The organism is Rheinheimera soli (genome assembly GCF_021290985.1).
GTDB classification, from domain to species: Bacteria; Pseudomonadota; Gammaproteobacteria; order Enterobacterales; family Alteromonadaceae; genus Pararheinheimera; species Pararheinheimera soli.
The window spans coordinates 244,772-261,534 of sequence record NZ_JAJOYU010000002.1; the positions used below are offsets into that span (position 1 = coordinate 244,772).

The following is a 16,763-nucleotide window of genomic DNA, read 5'->3' on the forward strand; positions in this document are numbered from 1 at the left end:
TTAAAACACTGCTGCCTGCAACTAAGCAGGCAGCAGCTTACCTTTGGAATAAAAGCTCTCAAGCTGCTGATGGCAGCTCGCCACAGACAGAAACTATTGGTTAAACCACTGGTTTTAAACGGGCTTTCGTAGCCAGTTTATCGCCCAGTTTGCCGGTTACTGCCCATACCATCAGAGCAACCCAGGCTATCCATGAAAAACCTGCAGGTATATTGAGCAAGGCAATTTTACCAGCGTGTTGACGGTTAAAAACCAAAGCCAGCAGGCTTGGTAAAAACCAGACCACTAAAAATAACAGGCCAAACATCAATAAAAATGCCAGATCCGCTTGTTGCCAAGCTTGCATAAAGCTATCGAAAAACTGTTGTAAAGTTTCCATCAGTTACTCCTCGTTTTTGTTCATTTCAAATTTGTTTTGCAATACCGAAGCGACCAGCCAGAACACCATAAAAAGCACCAGGAATTCAGCATCAGTAAATTCGACTTGATTGCTTAGTTCAGACGCGCAGTAATTTAAAGTTTCCATCAAATAGTCCTAGTTATGATTGTGAAGTAGTCAGTTTTTAAAGTTTCAGATCAGACAGGGATGCCAACTCAGTTTTTAGCTTATCCACAGGCCAGGCCCTGCCCTGCTGCACCACTGTATGCAGCGTATTTAGCGCTTTCAGGTCGTGCAGTGGGTTGCTTTTCAGCACAATAAAGTCGGCGACATAACCTGTTTTGAGCTGACCATGATCGGTCAGGCCCAGATGATGTGCGCCGCCGCTGGTCGCCAGTTGCAAAACCTGCCAGTTTGTGAGGCCTGCGGCTTGGCTAAGTTGCAGTTCGCGCAGGTAAAATGGCCCGCTGGCAACGCTGTCGGTGCCAATAGCCAGCGGCACACCGGCGTCATACAGGCGTTTAAACAATTGCTGTACCTTGGGTATTTGTTGCTGTGCTGTCGCTATTTCTTCTGTTGACCAGTCATAACTGGGCGCTGCCAATGTCGTGCGCCAGCGCTTGCGCATTTGTGGGTGATACACCCACATATCCTGTTCCGGGTATAAGGTTTCCAACTCGCGGGCGAAGTACATCAGTTCATTCGCGACTAACGTCAGATCAATCCAGGTTTGTTGGCGGGCCAGAGTGTCGATAAGCTGTTGCATAGGTGCGTTGTCATAATCAACGTGTTTAAACCAGCTATAAATAAAGCGGGCGCTATGCGGAATTTTACGTTCGGCTACATAAGCGGCTTTGCCCTCACCGGTTAATAGCTCTGCACTGGTAGGTAAGGCATGAGTTAAGGCATCAATCCCCAGATCGGCGGCATATTGCCAGCTCACAGCGTCCAGATGCGCTATGGTTTTCAATCCAGCCTCTTTGGCCAAATCTATCCCCATCGCCACTTCTTCTTTGGTTAAGCCCTGATAGAGTTTGATGTACTCTGCACCCAGCGACTTTTGTCTGCTGATTTCAGCTCGCCAGCCGGCTTCATCTTTTGGATGCACAGATCCCCCTAAAATGGGAGTAGGTTCAAATACAAAACCGGCATAACTCAACTTTGGACCAGGCCAGTGTCCAGCTCTCTGCTGTTTGGCGTATTCAGCGTTAGCCTCTGGTTCACCTGCTGGGCTAAAAGCGGTAGTCACACCAGTAGCCAGAGTGCTCAGTGCATGATAGCGGGTCAGTTCGCTATGACCTTTTAGCGTCATAACTGGCCGACCATCCTGCATCTCGACTCTGTGTGGCCCTGCGGTCAGATGCAGATGCACATCTATCAGACCTGGCATCAGAAACTGATCCTGTACATCAATCTGCTGAGTCGCTGCAGGTAAGCTGCTATCACCTTGTTGCTGTTGGCCCACTTGCACTATGCGACCATCTTTGACCAGCAACCAACCATCGCTCAATTGCTGCTCTGTAGCGGGATTTAATAAAGTGGCATTGTGGTACAGCACTGTCCCGGCCTGCGCAGCTGGTTTTTCAGCGACGGCCTGTGACAGAGAACAGCTTGAAATCAGGCAAAACAGAACTGATTTTTTTAAAGTCATTGTTTTCAAAGTAAGACTCCTTAAAGCCAAGGTAAGTGAACTTGTTGTGTTTGCTTAAGAAGTCGTGCTGTTTTTGTCAGCTGTTACAAAAATTTTTTTATTTATTTTTGTAACACTTTGCCAACAGGGCCAGACTTACTAAGAGCAGAGTGATAACTTCGATAAAAACTCTAAGATATTGAACAGGGAGGTTTTTTGACTCTATCCACCACCAGCCTTATGTCGCCGGAGCAGTTTTTGTTAGAACTGTGGCAACAAAATCAGGGTGCTATCAGCCGCACTCTGATGGCATGCGAAGCAGACCCGGCAGCACGACAGGATTTAAAGCAGGATATTTTTCTGGCGCTGCACCAGTCAGCAGAACGTATTCAGGCAGCAGAAATGCCACGCGCTTATTTGTTTCGTATTGTGCACAACGTGACTGTGGATCATATAGCCAGAGCCAAACGCCAACAGTGGCAGCCGCTGGATGACGACAGCCTGCATCAGTTTGTGCAGGATTGCCCTTCGGCAGAAGTTGGAGAGCAACAGCAAAGCCAGCAGTTAATGCAGGCAGTGCGACTGTTATCCCCTGCTAACCGGCAGGTTATTTTGCTGGCGATGGAAGATTTGGATGCCCCAGAGATCGCAGATATTCTGCAATTAAGCCAAGGGGCGGTCCGAGTGCGGTTAAATCGCGCCAAAACAGAACTGATGGAGATTATGCACCATGGCAGATAATTTTGACTTTGCCGCCCTGACAAAAAGCTGGCAACAACAACCCACAGCAACAGAACTGCCACCCAATGTCGCAGATTTAGCACAAGCCAAACAACGTCAAACTGAACAAAAATGGTTGATGTATGCTGAATGGCTGGGAGCTGTTGTGATGTTTATCGCCGCTTTCTGGTTAGCTTTTTCAATCCCTGACTGGTTGGGCTATTTGTCCGCGTTGTTTCTAATCTCAGGTGCATTTTTTTCAGCTTATGTAGCCTGGACAGTACACAAACCTATTCTGGAGTACGACAATTGGTGCAGCAGCGGGTTGGTTCAATTTCGTGCCCGAGCCTGTAAGTCAACACTGCACTACTATGTTTATACTCAGCTTTCTTGTGCTGCCTTGGTTGTATTTTCGGGCTTGTTATGGTTGATACAGTGGTGGAATATCGCTCAGGTCAGCGCCACTCTACTGATTTTTTACAGCCTGATGGTCACTCCGCTTTGCCTGATCGCTATCTACCGTCTGCAACAAAAGAAACGGCAAAAGAAGGATGAATTGAAACAACTCACCAGCCTGGCTGAAGATTTTAAATAAAGCACCTGGCTATTTTTTACGTCAGGCTGTAACTGAATGCTCGCTAAGTCCGGCGCCGCATAACAATTAGTGCTGCTGTGCGCCGGCTCTCCCTTACTGCAAAAACCGTTCTTTATCCTCTATGGTGCACTGAGCAACAAGGATGGGTTCATTCATCCTGTCTACCAGCCAGCACTCGTCGTAAATAGAGCAATAACAAAGTTCAATATGCAGACCATCTTCGTCAGCCAACAGAGCTGCAACTTCTTTATCCCTGGTTTCCATTGGTTTAATGGACTCGCCAGCCGACAACACTTTAGAGCCTATATGAGATTGCGTATGCCCAATAGTACGGCCACTGCGCATTTCCAGATAGCTGGGCCAGCTTTTGACGGGTTTGTTTTCATAGCTCAGCTTTGCGTGTTTGATCACCGCAGGCCCAGTGCCTTTATTGTTAACGATATATGAAAAATAGGGCTCATCATTATTATTGTAGGTCCTATGAATTTCCACTCTTGGCCAAACCGAGGATCTGGCATAGGCCCTGTCAATAAAGGCTGAATAAATACTGGCAAAAGCCGTGATTAAACTAACGATGAGTGCGGATCCGGCGATAATCATTTCCGGGTTCTTAAAGCTGTAAGCAGTTGCCATATATTTACAATTCCTTTTACACTGATTAATGCTAGTTACTGTAAAGCATTTATAGCAGTAATAACAACCACATATGAGTGGTTACAACTTAATACAACCTTGAAGTTTAAGCGGCTGGGCAACTGGATAAAAATACGTTAATGTAACCTTTTTGCAACTATTGAGGTAGTAATGAATAAGTGGTTGTTATTGGCCCTGCTGAGTACCAGTGTACATGCCTATGAGCCGGACAGAGATCAGGTGCTAAGGTTTGAACCTTCGCCGTTTAAAGAAGTGGAGTTAAATTGTCAGCGGGATAAAAACATTGTGCCCAGACGCAGCGACCTGATACTGGATAACTATGCTTTGCTGGCCGCAGATAACGGTGAACGTGTGGCTATCGTTACCCTGACCAATGGTGCTGGTGGCCAGCGTATGTTTAATCAGGAACATTTAGTCGCTTTAATGGCCGACTGCAGCCGTATCTTTCCGCAGGAATTCGAGTTGAGCCTGTCGGCTGGTCAACAAGTCACAGTACAAATCTATTTTGGCCGTCGGGTACAGCCTGTGCTGCAGTTAATCAGCAATAACTGATAGGACAGCTGTTATTGAAATAGCTACAGCACCGGTCTCTAGTCGCTATCCAATGGACATTAATTTTTAGGTGGTTTACACACTAAAACGTAAACAGAAAATAAATTTGTTCATTAAGTATAAAGTAAAGGGACAAACTGCCGACACAAAATAATAGAGAAAGACACAAGGAGAGTGATATGAAAGTTAATCCACAGGATCCAAGCCAGACATCCCTATTTATGTCGAACAGCCCGACACTGGCAGTCAAAAAAGCTGTACATAGTGAAGAGCAATTAAATAGTGAACTGGCACGACTAGCCGAAGATACTTATCACAAAAGTCAACATCAAGCACCTGACCCAACCTACAACAAGTCAATGACTATAGTGTCAAATCATGTTTTAACGACTCCGGAAATCGAAGAAAAAGCGCTACTCAGGAATTCGACGGCCATGTTCAATCTTTACATGCCTGGCGGTGAAGTGTCTCAATCTGTTGAAAAAATGTTTTCTCAGTATGACGAAATCATGGCTGAGATAAAGAGCAAGCAGCCTGAATTAGTCAGTCAAGACTGGGGCATATCAATGAATCAATCAGGTGAACTAGAAATTACAGGCCCACTGAGCAATGATGAAAAAGCCTTCATACTAGAACAATTTAATGCCAACGAAAATTTTATAAGCGCAGCTAAGGATTTTAGATCTAGTTTCTTAGCACACTTAGACTTCGGAACTATGGGTTGGTCAGACTACGATGTCAGTGAAAGTAATTTTTCAAAAGTATTTGATTTAAAAGAAATACTGGATAACTCACAAGGTGAAGAAGACTTTAAAAAAGCCTGGAATAAAGACTTTAGCTGGCTTGAGTTAAACGATAATATTTCCGCTCAACTGAAAAGAAATGCGGAAAAAAAGCTGCCCTATTTCTGACCTCCCCTCCAAAGCGAATCTGCCTATAACCTCAATTCCTGTCGATTAACCTCATCTGCAACCGACTACTGCCAAATTTGTATAGATTTGCCACCACCCAAGTCCGGTAAAGAAGGTAAACTAGCTCCGCCTTTTTCGGGCCGTTTTAAACAAGGAATGCTGTGAATGTCTGATTACTCCACTCATGCGCCGAAGTCGCGTATTTCTACCGGCGAATTTACCCTGCTGGTGGCGCTTTTGATGTCTATTGTAGCCATCTCTATTGATGCCTTATTGCCTGCACTGGATGCTATTCGTGCTGATATTGCCATGAGCCACCCGAATCAGGCGCAATTGGTGGTCAGTGCTTTGTTTTTTGGTATGGCCATAGGTCAGCTGATTTGTGGGCCTTTGTCGGATGCCACTGGCCGTAAAAAAGTATTAAACGGTGGTATAGCGCTGTTTTTAGTCGGCACTGTGATTTGTTATTTCGCTACCGATATCAATACCTTATTATTTGGCCGTTTTGTCCAGGGCTTGGGCGTATCTGGCCCTTATGTATCAGCTATTTCTATAGTGCGGGACAAATACTCCGGCAATGATATGGCGCGTATCATGTCGCTGGTGATGATGATATTTGTCATGGTGCCGGCTTTAGCTCCAAGCCTGGGACAGGTTGTGTTATGGGTAGGCTCATGGCGCGATATTTTTGTGCTTTATGTGTTTTATGCATTGCTTATTGTGGTGTGGATTTTCATGCGCTTAGAAGAAACCTTACCGAAAGAGCATCGTATTGCCATGAGCACTAAAGGCTTTGCTGAAGGTTTTAAAGAAGTGATCAGCAACGTGCCAACGGTGTGCTACATGGTGTGTATGGGGTTGTTTTTTGGCAGCTTTATTGGCTATCTGAACTCATCACAACAAATATTTCAGGACTTATTTAAAACAGGCGAGTTGTTTACCTTGTACTTCGGTTTACTGGCCATAGTCTTTGGCGCGGCCTCTTTGGTGAACTCCCGTCTGGTGCAAAAATGGGGGATGCAGCATTTATCCAACCGCGCTGTCTGGGGCATTATTATCAGCTCAGCCTTATTTTTAGCACTTCATTTAGTGATTGAAATACAGCTGTGGACTTTTGTACTGTACGCTTCGGTGCTGTTTTTCTGCTTTGGTCTGGTGTTTGGCAATATCAACGCCATGGCGATGGAACCTATGGGCCATGTGGCGGGCATAGCTGCAGCTATTATTGGCTCAACCTCGTCTATTATGTCGATGACCATAGGCACGGTGATAGGGCAGATGTACAACGGCACTCTAATTCCTGTAACCGCTGGCTTTTTGATTTTTGGCAGCATCAGTATGGCGATTCTAACTTTTGCGCAGAAGTACAAAGAGAAGCACAAAGACAAAGAGCAGGAACAACCAGCAGCCTCTTCAGAATCAATCTGATCGCCGCCCTTTCGTTTTTTAAACAGCCGTAATCATCAAGCAAAGCCCATGATCAACATGGGCTTTTTCATAGCTATGACGCAACAGCTGCCCTGTTACAACGCATTTAATTCGCCTGCAACTGCAGCCACTCTCTTGGGCTATTGCCGGTTTTCCGTCTGAAAGTGCGGGCCAGAGCTGACGGGCTTTCATAGCCTACTTCGTCGGCAATAAGAGCTATAGGGCGACCTTCACGCAATAGTTTTTGTGCCAGACTGACCCGCCAGCTCACCAGATAATCGGCTGGTGTTATGCCCACTACTTTATGAAACTTGGCGGCAAAACTTGCTCTGGACATGCTGGCGGCAGTAGCCAGTTCAGCCACAGTCCAGGCTTTAGCGGGCTGGTCATGCATTAAAGTTACAGCTTTTGACAGCCGCAAATCTGCAAGCCCGGCCATCATACCGCTCGATACACTGCTGTTGGCCATCATATAGCGCAGCAACTGGATCACCACCAGTTCAAACAAACGGTTGAGCACGGCATTTTTGCCACAATGCTGCGCAAAAGCTTCATCAAACAACCAATCCAGATTGCCACTGAGCATAGAAATTTCAGCCAAAGGCATCAGCACATAAGCCGGTAAGGCCGTGGTCAGTGGGTTATCCAACCCGCCATCAAAACTTAGTGCAGCAGATACCAACTCAACCTGTTGATCTGATTTCGGCCCTTGCGCGACATTCAGGCTATGACTGCAAGGCCTTGGGATAAATAACAAACTTGGCTCTGTGATCTGCAAGGTTTTTTGTTGACCCAGTTGCAATACTGCATCACCAGAGCGCAACAAATGCAGCTTGGCTGTTCTATCGGTGGCAGCAAAACCCATTTCAGAGCTAAGCACACCACCAAAAATAGTGGTGGCGTGCATACCAAATTGAGCCAACAAGGTTGATAAACGGTCCACAATTATCCTTTGTGTTAAAAACAAAATTAGACGATCTGTTGCATAACTTAGACCATTTGAACCCAAAAGGAAAGCAAGGCGGCTTACTATAATCACAGCCGCTAACAAGGGGAAAACAGTAACTCCACCTGAAGCGAGCGAAAAATTAAACAACTGAGCGCGATCAAAAGATCGCAACTCATTAACTAAGCTTGCAAACCCAGAAGGAAACTAACATGACTAATTTCAAATCACGTGTATTAACCACAGCGATCGCAACATTTGGCCTGACCTTTGGCGCAGCCGCTTTTGCAGCAGAAAAACCAACGGTTTTATTGGTACACGGTGCTTTTGCTGAATCCTCAAGCTGGAATGGCGTAGTCGCTGAACTGCATGAACAAGGTTACCCTGTTATTGCTGTAGCTAACCCACTGCGCAGCGTAAAAAGCGATGCAGCCTATCTGTCTGATGTAGTAGCAAACACCAAAGGACCCGTAGTTTTAGTAGGTCACTCTTACGGTGGTTCTGTGATTAGCCAAATCACACCCGATCAAACCAAAGTAAAAGCTTTAGTTTATGTAGCTGCTTTTGCTCCGGAACAAGGTGAAAATATTGCTGAATTATCAGGTCGTTACCCAGGCGGTACTTTAGGTCCAACACTTGCTGCTCCAGTGGTGTTAAAAGATGGCAATAAAGACTTGTATATTCAGCAGGATAAATTTCACGCTCAATTTGCAGCAGATGTGTCTGCAGCTGAAGCAGCCTTAATGGCCGCCACTCAACGCCCTGTCACTGAAGCTGCATTGCATGAAGCCTCAGGAGCGCCAGCCTGGAAAAAAATTCCATCCTGGGCCATTTACGGTACTGCCGATAAAAATATCCCGGCAGCCGCAATGAAATTTATGGCAGAGCGCGCTGGTGCCAAAAAGATTGTTGAAGTAAAAGATGCCTCGCACGTCGTGATGACATCTAAACCAGAGCAGGTTGCAAAGCTGATTGTTGAAGCGGCAGAAGCAACTGGTAAATAACGACCTTATCAAAGCAAAATACCAATAGCCCTGTATCTACCTCAGGGCTTTTTCTTTACAACAGCCGCAGCCATTACGCCCCCAAAATCTGCTCCTTCTTGTTCACTGCCCTTTTGCGATTTTGTAAACACAAACAGCAAAAACCAAATAGCCGACTATCCTCAAACTGCAGGTACGATAAGCAAATGTGCGCAAAATCAAAACCATAAGGGGCCGGAAAACTACTGGCCCGACAAAAAAGGACGAGGTCAGGATGTTTATTGCTATCCCCAAAGAGACATTTCAAGACGAAACCAGGGTGGCGGCTACGCCAGCTACCACACAACAATTAGCTAAGCTGGGTTTTACTGTGCTGGTAGAAACTGGCGCTGGTACTGCCGCAGGTTTTAGCGATGAAGCTTATATTCAGGCTGGTGCCAGCATAGCCGATAGTGCGAAGCTTTGGGCCAGTGAACTGATTTATAAGGTCAATGCTCCTACAGAGCAGGAAATCAGTTTGCTTTCAAAAGGCAGCACCTTAGTAAGTTTTATCTGGCCGGCGCAAAACCCGGATTTAGTGGCTCGCCTTGCAGCCCAAGGCATTAATGTCCTGGCGATGGATATGGTGCCGCGTATTTCAAGGGCCCAGTCGCTGGATGCTTTGTCGTCCATGTCGAATATCGCTGGATACCGCGCTGTGATTGAAGCGGCTCATAGTTTTGGTCGTTTTTTAAGTGGTCAAATTACCGCAGCAGGTAAAGTGCAGCCCGCTAAAGTGCTGGTGATAGGTGCTGGTGTGGCGGGTCTTGCTGCTATTGGTGCGGCACGTTCTTTGGGCTCTATAGTGCGGGCTTTTGATACCCGCCTTGAAGTGGCTGAACAAATTGAGTCATTGGGCGGCGAATTTCTAAAACTCGAATTTGCTGAAGATGGCTCATCCTCCAGCGGTTACGCTAAAGTGATGTCGGATGAATTTATTGCCGCTGAAATGGCATTGTTTGCCGCTCAGGCTAAAGAAGTCGACATTATTATCACCACAGCACTTATCCCGGGCCGTCCTGCACCAAAGTTGATTACTAAAGAAATGGTCGACTCGATGAAACCCGGCTCTGTGATTGTCGATTTAGCAGCGGCTACTGGTGGTAACTGTGAATACACAGAGGCAGGCCAAATCACAGAGACAGCGTCAGGCGTCAAAGTGATAGGTTATACCGACTTGCCTGGCCGTTTAGCGGCTCAGTCCTCACAGCTCTATGGCACTAACCTGGTGAACTTAGCCAAACTGTTATGCAAAACCAAAGATGGTCAAATTCTGCTGGATATGCAGGATGTGATTATCAGAAATATGTCCGTGGTGCATCAGGGTGAAGTCACCTTCCCGCCACCAGCTATCAGTGTCACAGCCACAGCTAAACCAGTAGCTGCCAGCATAACAGCTCCGGCAGCCCCTAAAAAATCCATTCATTCCAACTGGTTTATAGCTGCCGCCGCTTTGTTGTTACTCTGGATAGGTTATTCAGCGCCCAGTGATTTTTTAGCGCACTTTACGGTGTTTTTATTATCCTGCGTGGTGGGTTTCTACCTGGTATGGAACGTGACTCATGCCTTACATACCCCGTTGATGTCGGTCACTAATGCCATCTCCGGCATTATCATTTTAGGCGCTTTACTGCAAATCAGCAGCGATTCACTACTGGTGCAGGTACTGGCATTTTTTGCCGTGCTCATTGCCAGCATCAATATAGTGGGTGGTTTTACCGTCACGCAGCGCATGCTGAAAATGTTTAGTAAAGGTGGGGAGTAATAGCCATGACACAAGGATTAATCACAGCATCTTACATAGTGGCTGCCGCCTTTTTTATCGCGAGTTTAGCTGGTTTATCTCAGCAAGAAACTGCCCGTCGTGGCAACTGGCTGGGTATTTTGGGTATGACCATAGCCCTGTTCGCCACCATTGCAGGCGTCAGCATGGATGCAATGCTGCCGTTATTTATCGCTCTGGCTATAGGTGCTGCCATAGGCCTTCGGCTGGCACTGAAAGTTGAAATGACGCAAATGCCGGAGCTAGTGGCTATTTTGCACAGTTTTGTTGGTTTGGCCGCTGTGCTGGTGGGTTACAACAGCTTTTTTGAGTTCGCCACCACTACAGGTGCAGAACTTACAGTGCATTTAACTGAAGTGTTTTTGGGGGTATTTATTGGAGCTGTCACCTTCTCAGGCTCTGTCGTCGCTTTTGCCAAATTACGGGGTATAGCCAGCTCTAAACCTTTGAGTATTCCGCATAAACACAAACTGAATTTACTGGCGCTAATCGCATCAGCTGTATTACTGGTTTATTTTGTAAGCTTTGATGGCGCAGAACCTGCCCTCTTGGTTATGACGCTGATTGCTTTGCTGTTTGGCCTGCATCTGGTCGCATCCATTGGTGGTGCCGATATGCCGGTCGTGGTGTCTATGCTGAACTCCTACTCCGGCTGGGCCGCTGCAGCTGCGGGTTTTATGCTGTCCAACGATTTACTGATAGTCACAGGTGCTTTGGTCGGTTCTTCAGGCGCCATCTTGTCCTACATTATGTGCAAGGCGATGAACCGCTCTTTTATCTCCGTCATCGCAGGAGGTTTTGGTCAGGTGGATGCAAAAGTAAGTTCAGGCGACGAAGAACAAGGCGAATACCGTGAAATCAGTGCTGAAGATGTAGCGGATTTACTGAGAAACTCAAGCTCTGTGGTGATAACCCCTGGTTACGGCATGGCAGTCGCTCAGGCACAATACCCGGTGGCGGAGATTTGCCAGAAGCTCAAAGCCCGTGGCATCAAAGTGCGCTTTGGCATTCACCCCGTGGCCGGTCGTATGCCAGGGCATATGAATGTGCTGCTGGCCGAAGCCAAAGTGCCTTATGACATAGTGCTGGAAATGGATGAAATTAATGAAGATTTGTCCGACACCGACACAGTGCTGGTGATAGGTGCCAACGATACAGTCAACCCTGCAGCCGCTGAAGACCCAACCAGCCCTATCGCCGGTATGCCTGTGCTCGAAGTCTGGAAAGCACACAACGTCATTGTGTTTAAACGGTCTATGAATACAGGCTACTCTGGTGTAAGTAACCCTTTATTTTATAAAGATAATACGCAGATGTGTTTTGGTGATGCCAAAGCCACTGTGGATGCGATTTTAAAAGCCCTTTAGTTTTGAATTGCAGGTTTTAATTGCAGTTTTTAGTGGGCTAACGAACAGGACTGAGCGTAGATACTATACTCAGTCCTTTTTTATTCTAAGAGCCAGCTATGTTTAGTTTTTTTAAGCGCGACCCAGTCAAAAAATTACGCCAGCAATACGATGCTAAAGCTGAACAAGCCATGTTGGCACAGCGTAAAGGCGATATGCGCTTATTTGCTGATTTAACCGCAGAAGCGGAAGAGTTATGGGCTCAGCTGGAAAAATTGCAGGCTGCAACCAAACAAAGCTGAAACTCATTGACAGTACAAATATTGAACAAAAGGCCACCGTTTTATACTGGCCTTTTTAGCTTTTAAGACTGAAGAATAGTGGTTGTTAGCTATGAGCGAATTGCAGACGACAAAACGATTAATTTGTTCAAAAACCAATGCCGGTAACTCACTGAAAGCAGACAATCCTGCCAAAACTAAAGCTGAGCTCTCGAAAATTTCGAGACTTCAATACATCGTTAAAACGTAAAAAAGCGCACATTGATTTTTTCTTTTTTTACTAGTTATAAGCGTTCGGATTATAACGATGTAGCACAAAAAATTAGCTGTCCACTACAATAAACCGAGCAATGACATTTTTATGTAAAAAAACCACCATCAATGGAGACTGACAATCAGATAGCTATGTAAGGAACAATTGACTGCAAACGCTCCCCTGAACATCTTCGCTTTCATTTAGAGCCCTCGATGCTCAGTGGAGTTTCGAGGGCTCTTAAACAACGTCATTTCACAATGAAGCCAACTGTATTGGTTATCTCGTGTAAATCCCGACCCTTTACCATATAACTAATCGTATATTGGCCTGCCGGTAAACAAGACAGCTGAACACGATGCTCCCAATTCGTAGTCGTCCTTGGCTGAAACCCTACGTCAATAGGTGTCCCTTCCGCATCAAAGAGCATGAACTGCTTGAGCTTATGCTTTTGCGTGAATCGGACATAGAACGTATCTGGGCATGTTGGAAACACGTCGCCATCAGCAGGAGAGACTTTCCGGGTGATGGGGTGCGCGTCGGTAATATTTGGCCACAATACTAAAGCCGTGGTGGCTATCAACAGCAGTTTGATAAGACGCATACATCCTCCTTTGAGGCTAAAACGCAGCTTTCGCTGCGTTCATTAGGTTATTTGTTTGACCGGATAAGCCGGCACAATGCGGGCAATACCACCAGGGTTAGCAAGGTTGACGAAATAATGCCGCCAATCACCACTGTTGCCAGTGGCCGCTGAATTTCCGCACCGGTTCCGGTGTTAAATGCCATGGGCACAAAACCAAGACTTGCCACCAACGCCGTCATCAGTACCGGTCTTAAACGGGATAAAGCGCCATTTTCAATTGCCTGACGCCATCGCTGACCTTCTTCCTGCAATTGCTTAATAAAGCTCACCAGCACGATACCGTTCAGTACAGCGATCCCTGATAGCGCAATAAAGCCAACAGCCGCAGAAATAGACATCGGCATGTCACGCAGCACTAAGGCAAAAACACCACCGGTCAGTGCCAGTGGCACACCACTGAACACCACCAATGAATCCCGCCAGGAATTTAACGCGCTATAGAGCAAGGCGAATATCAACAGCAGCGTCAACGGCACAACAATGGATAGTCGTTCCGATGCAGACTGCAGTTGCTTGAAGGTGCCGCCATAATCCACCCAATAGCCATCAGGCAGGGCAACATCGGCCATCACCTTTTGCACATCCTGGATAAAACTGCTGATATCCCGGCCATCAACGTTGGCGGTGACCACCACATTACGTTTGCCACTTTCCCGGTTGATTTGGTTGGGACCCACAATTTCATTGATCCGCGCAATTTCACCCAGTGGGACATAACGCAGCTCTGCCGAATCATCGACCTGCAAGGCCACAGGGATTTGCGCCAGTGCCGATGGATCTTCCCGCAGCGATTCCGGTAAGCGCATCAATAATTTAAAGCGCCTGTCGCCTTCATACATCAGGCCCAGTTCCCGGCCGCCAATGGCGGTCTGAATCACCTGCTGCATCATCGCGACATCCATTCCCACCAATGCCAGATGGTCGCGCTCCGGCTCAATCGAAATCATCGGCAATCCGTCGGCTTGTTCCATCCGGGTATCAACCGCTCCCGGCACATCGGCAAGCACAGCAGCTACTTTCGCGCCGACGGCATTCAGTGCATCCAGATCATCACCGTAAATCCGAATGGCTACATCCGCTCTGACTCCGGCAATGAGCTCGTTAAAGCGCATCTCGATAGGCTGCGTAAACTCGTAATTGTTGCCGGGGACTTTTTCCACAACAGCACGAATGCGTTGCTCCACATCCGCTTTGGTATCCGAAGGCTCTGGCCACTGGTTACGCTCTTTGAGCATGATGAAGGTATCTGCGACATTCGGTGGCATTGGATCGTTGGCTATCTCTGGAGTGCCAATTTTAGAAAACACCCGTTCCACTTCAGGCACCTGTGCAATTTTTGCTTCCAGCGCCAGTTGCATCTGAACGGATTGCGCAAGGCCGGTGCCTGGAATACGCATGGCAAACATCGCAATATCCCCTTCGTCCAGGCGGGGCAAAAACTCACTGCCCATTCTGGTGGCCTGCCATACAGAGCCTCCGACCAGAAGCAGGGCAGCAATGGCAACAAGCAACGGCTTGCCCAGCGCGAATTTCAGCATCGGATGGTACAAGCGACGCACGGCAACCATCAGACGGTTTTCTTTCTCAGAGAGAGGACCACTGACAAACAAACCGATGGCCGCTGGCACAAAGGTCAGGGCCAGGATCATGGCTCCCAATAATGCAGCAATCACGGTGAAAGCCATCGGCTCGAACATTTTGCCCTCGACCCCACTGAGCGCAAAAATCGGCAGATATACCAGCATGATGATAAAGACACCAAACATTGCAGGCGTGATCACCTCTTTTGTGGCGTGATAGACAATCTCCAGCCGTTCAGACAGCGTCAGCAACCGGCCATGATGGTGCTGAGCCATGCCTAAGCGGCGCAGACAGTTTTCAACCACGATCACCGCACCATCGACAATCAGGCCAAAGTCAATCGCGCCAAGGCTCATCAGATTGCCGCTCATTTTATTGGCTGCCATGCCGGAGATAGCAAACAGCATACTCAACGGGATCACCAGGGCCGTGATAATGGCGGCGCGGATGTTACCCAAAAATAGAAACAGCACGACAATCACCAGCACCGCGCCTTCAAACAGATTTCGTTTCACTGTATCAATGGTTTTATCAACCAACACTTCCCGGTTGTAGCTGATTTCCGTTTGCACGCCTTTGGGTAACCGCTGATTAATATCTGCAAGCTTCAGGGCAACATCCTGTGACACGGTTCGGCTGTTTTGGCCAAGCAACATCATCACAGTGCCAAGGACCACTTCCTGTCCGTCCTGCGTCGCTGCGCCGGTGCGAAGCTGTTTGCCGATAGCCACCTGCGCGACGTCTTTGACCCGGACCGGGGCATCATCGCGTTTTGTCACGACCAGCTCTTCAATCTCGGTAATTGACTTCAGCTGACCTGGTGAGCGGATCAACCATTGTTCCCCATTGCGTTCAATGTAGCCTGCACCGATATTGGCATTGTTGCGCTCTAAGGCATCGGCAAGATCATCCAGCGTCAGCTTAAACGCCAGCAATTTGACCAGATCAGGGGCAACCTGATATTCGCGGACAAAACCACCAATGGTATTGATTTCCGTCACGCCTTTGACTTTCAGCAACTGGGGTTTGATCACCCAATCCTGAATGGTCCGCAGATCTTCAGCGGTATAAGGCTTGCCATCTGCGTTCAGTGCCTCGCCGGTGGCTTTGACGGTATAGGAAAAAATCTCGCCAAGCCCCGAGACAATAGGCCCCATTTCCGGCTCAATGCCTGGTGGAATATCCTGACGGGCCATCTGTAACCGCTCTGCCACTTGCTGTCTGGCCCAATAAATATCGGTGCCTTCTTCAAAGACGACGGTCACCTGAGACAAACCATAGCGGGATAATGAGCGGGTGTACTCCAGCTGTGGCAGACCCGCCATCGCGGTTTCGACCGGATAGGTGATGCGCTGCTCAGATTCAAGCGGGGAATAACCAGGCGCAGCCGTATTGATTTGGATCTGCACATTGGTAATGTCGGGAACCGCATCAACCGGCAGTCGTAATGTCTGCCAGACGCCCACGCCGAGGATCAGCAGTCCGAAGACCATCATCATCCACGGGCGACTGAGCGATAGTCGCAATATATTCTGGATCATGGCTGGCTCCTAGTCTTCATGGCTGGCGCCAGACTTCAGGATGTCGGCTTTGATTAAAAAACTATTCTGGGTGACCACCTCAACGTATTCTTCCAGACCTGACAACACCTCGATAAAGCTATCGTCACTGGCACCAAATTCCGGCATTCGCACTTCATAAATATCGCCAACCCGGATGAACACAACGGTCTCACCGTTAAATTCCTGCAGGGCTGATTTCTTCACGATTTGGCGCGCTTCCACCGAGGCCACTTCCACATCGGCTTTCACGTGCATACCCGGACGCCAGTACCCGTTGTCATTACGCACAACGGCACGGGCTCTGGCGATATGGCCACCGGTCATTTGTGGCGCAATATATTCAATCTGGCTGGACGTTTGCTCTTCGCCATGAACATCACGCACGACCACCGGATTGCCCCGCGCCATTTTGGCGGTATCCCCCGGAAAGGCCGACATTTCGACATACACGGTGGATAAATCACTGATCTCCAC

Annotated in this window: 17 protein-coding genes; 9 read left to right on the top strand and 8 right to left on the bottom strand. The window is 47.7% G+C overall.

Going from position 1 to position 16,763, the window contains the following annotated elements; translation table 11 throughout:
- Positions 1 to 100 precede the first annotated feature (100 nt).
- The 3 genes from LSG37_RS03295 to LSG37_RS03305 are packed head-to-tail and all read right to left on the bottom strand — an operon-like array spanning position 101 to position 2,030.
- Positions 101 to 379 (bottom strand): superinfection immunity protein, encoded by a 279-nt coding sequence (locus tag LSG37_RS03295; protein WP_233078425.1) that lies wholly within the window; start codon positions 377 to 379, stop codon positions 101 to 103.
- Between the two features lie 3 nt (positions 380 to 382).
- Positions 383 to 526, bottom strand: coding sequence for a hypothetical protein (locus LSG37_RS03300; protein ID WP_233078426.1), 144 nt, complete (start codon positions 524 to 526; stop codon positions 383 to 385).
- 37 nt (positions 527 to 563) lie between these two features.
- The gene (locus LSG37_RS03305) at positions 564 to 2,030 is read right to left on the bottom strand and encodes an amidohydrolase family protein (protein ID WP_233078443.1); all 1,467 of its coding nucleotides are present in this window, start codon (positions 2,028 to 2,030) and stop codon (positions 564 to 566) included.
- A gap of 195 nt (positions 2,031 to 2,225) precedes the next feature.
- On the opposite strand from LSG37_RS03305, the gene LSG37_RS03310 reads away from it, so the two are divergent.
- Positions 2,226 to 2,750: an RNA polymerase sigma factor gene (locus LSG37_RS03310; RefSeq protein ID WP_233078427.1), complete on the top strand. Its 525-nt coding sequence runs from the start codon at positions 2,226 to 2,228 to the stop codon at positions 2,748 to 2,750.
- A complete protein-coding gene (locus LSG37_RS03315; protein WP_233078428.1) occupies positions 2,740 to 3,324 on the top strand; it encodes a hypothetical protein in 585 nt (194 codons plus the stop codon). The genes LSG37_RS03310 and LSG37_RS03315 overlap by 11 nt, the downstream gene beginning before the upstream one ends.
- A 93-nt stretch (positions 3,325 to 3,417) precedes the next feature.
- On the opposite strand, the gene LSG37_RS03320 is transcribed toward LSG37_RS03315, so the two are convergent.
- Positions 3,418 to 3,957, bottom strand: coding sequence for a hypothetical protein (locus tag LSG37_RS03320; protein ID WP_233078429.1), 540 nt, complete (start codon positions 3,955 to 3,957; stop codon positions 3,418 to 3,420).
- 171 nt (positions 3,958 to 4,128) lie between these two features.
- Between LSG37_RS03320 and LSG37_RS03325 the strand changes: the two genes are divergently transcribed.
- From LSG37_RS03325 to LSG37_RS03335, 3 genes are all read left to right on the top strand, one after another.
- A complete protein-coding gene (locus LSG37_RS03325) occupies positions 4,129 to 4,530 on the top strand; it encodes a hypothetical protein (protein WP_233078430.1) in 402 nt (133 codons plus the stop codon).
- Positions 4,531 to 4,709: 179 nt separating this feature from the next.
- Positions 4,710 to 5,441 carry a hypothetical protein gene (locus LSG37_RS03330; RefSeq protein WP_233078431.1) on the top strand — a complete coding sequence of 244 codons (732 nt, stop codon included), beginning with the start codon at positions 4,710 to 4,712 and terminating at the stop codon, positions 5,439 to 5,441.
- 165 nt (positions 5,442 to 5,606) lie between these two features.
- Positions 5,607 to 6,869: a multidrug effflux MFS transporter gene (locus tag LSG37_RS03335; RefSeq protein WP_233078432.1), complete on the top strand. Its 1,263-nt coding sequence runs from the start codon at positions 5,607 to 5,609 to the stop codon at positions 6,867 to 6,869.
- Between the two features lie 106 nt (positions 6,870 to 6,975).
- Here the strand turns inward: LSG37_RS03335 and LSG37_RS03340 are convergent, their stop codons facing one another.
- Positions 6,976 to 7,812: an AraC family transcriptional regulator gene (locus LSG37_RS03340; protein ID WP_233078433.1), complete on the bottom strand. Its 837-nt coding sequence runs from the start codon at positions 7,810 to 7,812 to the stop codon at positions 6,976 to 6,978.
- Between the two features lie 215 nt (positions 7,813 to 8,027).
- Between LSG37_RS03340 and LSG37_RS03345 the strand changes: the two genes are divergently transcribed.
- The 4 genes from LSG37_RS03345 (at position 8,028) to LSG37_RS03360 (ending at position 12,268) form a co-directional block, all read left to right on the top strand.
- Positions 8,028 to 8,819 carry an alpha/beta fold hydrolase gene (locus LSG37_RS03345; RefSeq protein ID WP_233078434.1) on the top strand — a complete coding sequence of 264 codons (792 nt, stop codon included), beginning with the start codon at positions 8,028 to 8,030 and terminating at the stop codon, positions 8,817 to 8,819.
- Between the two features lie 253 nt (positions 8,820 to 9,072).
- Positions 9,073 to 10,602, top strand: coding sequence for a Re/Si-specific NAD(P)(+) transhydrogenase subunit alpha (gene pntA, locus LSG37_RS03350; RefSeq protein WP_233078435.1), 1,530 nt, complete (start codon positions 9,073 to 9,075; stop codon positions 10,600 to 10,602).
- Between the two features lie 5 nt (positions 10,603 to 10,607).
- A complete protein-coding gene (gene pntB / locus LSG37_RS03355; protein ID WP_233078436.1) occupies positions 10,608 to 11,987 on the top strand; it encodes a Re/Si-specific NAD(P)(+) transhydrogenase subunit beta in 1,380 nt (459 codons plus the stop codon).
- Positions 11,988 to 12,085: 98 nt separating this feature from the next.
- Positions 12,086 to 12,268, top strand: coding sequence for a DUF6435 family protein (locus LSG37_RS03360; protein WP_233078437.1), 183 nt, complete (start codon positions 12,086 to 12,088; stop codon positions 12,266 to 12,268).
- Between the two features lie 482 nt (positions 12,269 to 12,750).
- Here LSG37_RS03360 and LSG37_RS03365 read toward each other — a convergent pair whose 3' ends face one another.
- From LSG37_RS03365 to LSG37_RS03375, 3 genes are all read right to left on the bottom strand, one after another.
- Positions 12,751 to 13,104 (bottom strand): copper resistance CopC family protein, encoded by a 354-nt coding sequence (locus LSG37_RS03365; RefSeq protein ID WP_233078438.1) that lies wholly within the window; start codon positions 13,102 to 13,104, stop codon positions 12,751 to 12,753.
- Between the two features lie 47 nt (positions 13,105 to 13,151).
- Complete coding sequence (locus tag LSG37_RS03370; RefSeq protein ID WP_233078439.1) at positions 13,152 to 16,268, bottom strand: efflux RND transporter permease subunit; 3,117 nt, start codon at positions 16,266 to 16,268, stop codon at positions 13,152 to 13,154.
- A gap of 9 nt (positions 16,269 to 16,277) precedes the next feature.
- The coding region (locus LSG37_RS03375; protein ID WP_269836446.1) for an efflux RND transporter periplasmic adaptor subunit at positions 16,278 to 16,763 on the bottom strand (486 nt) is incomplete at its 5' end.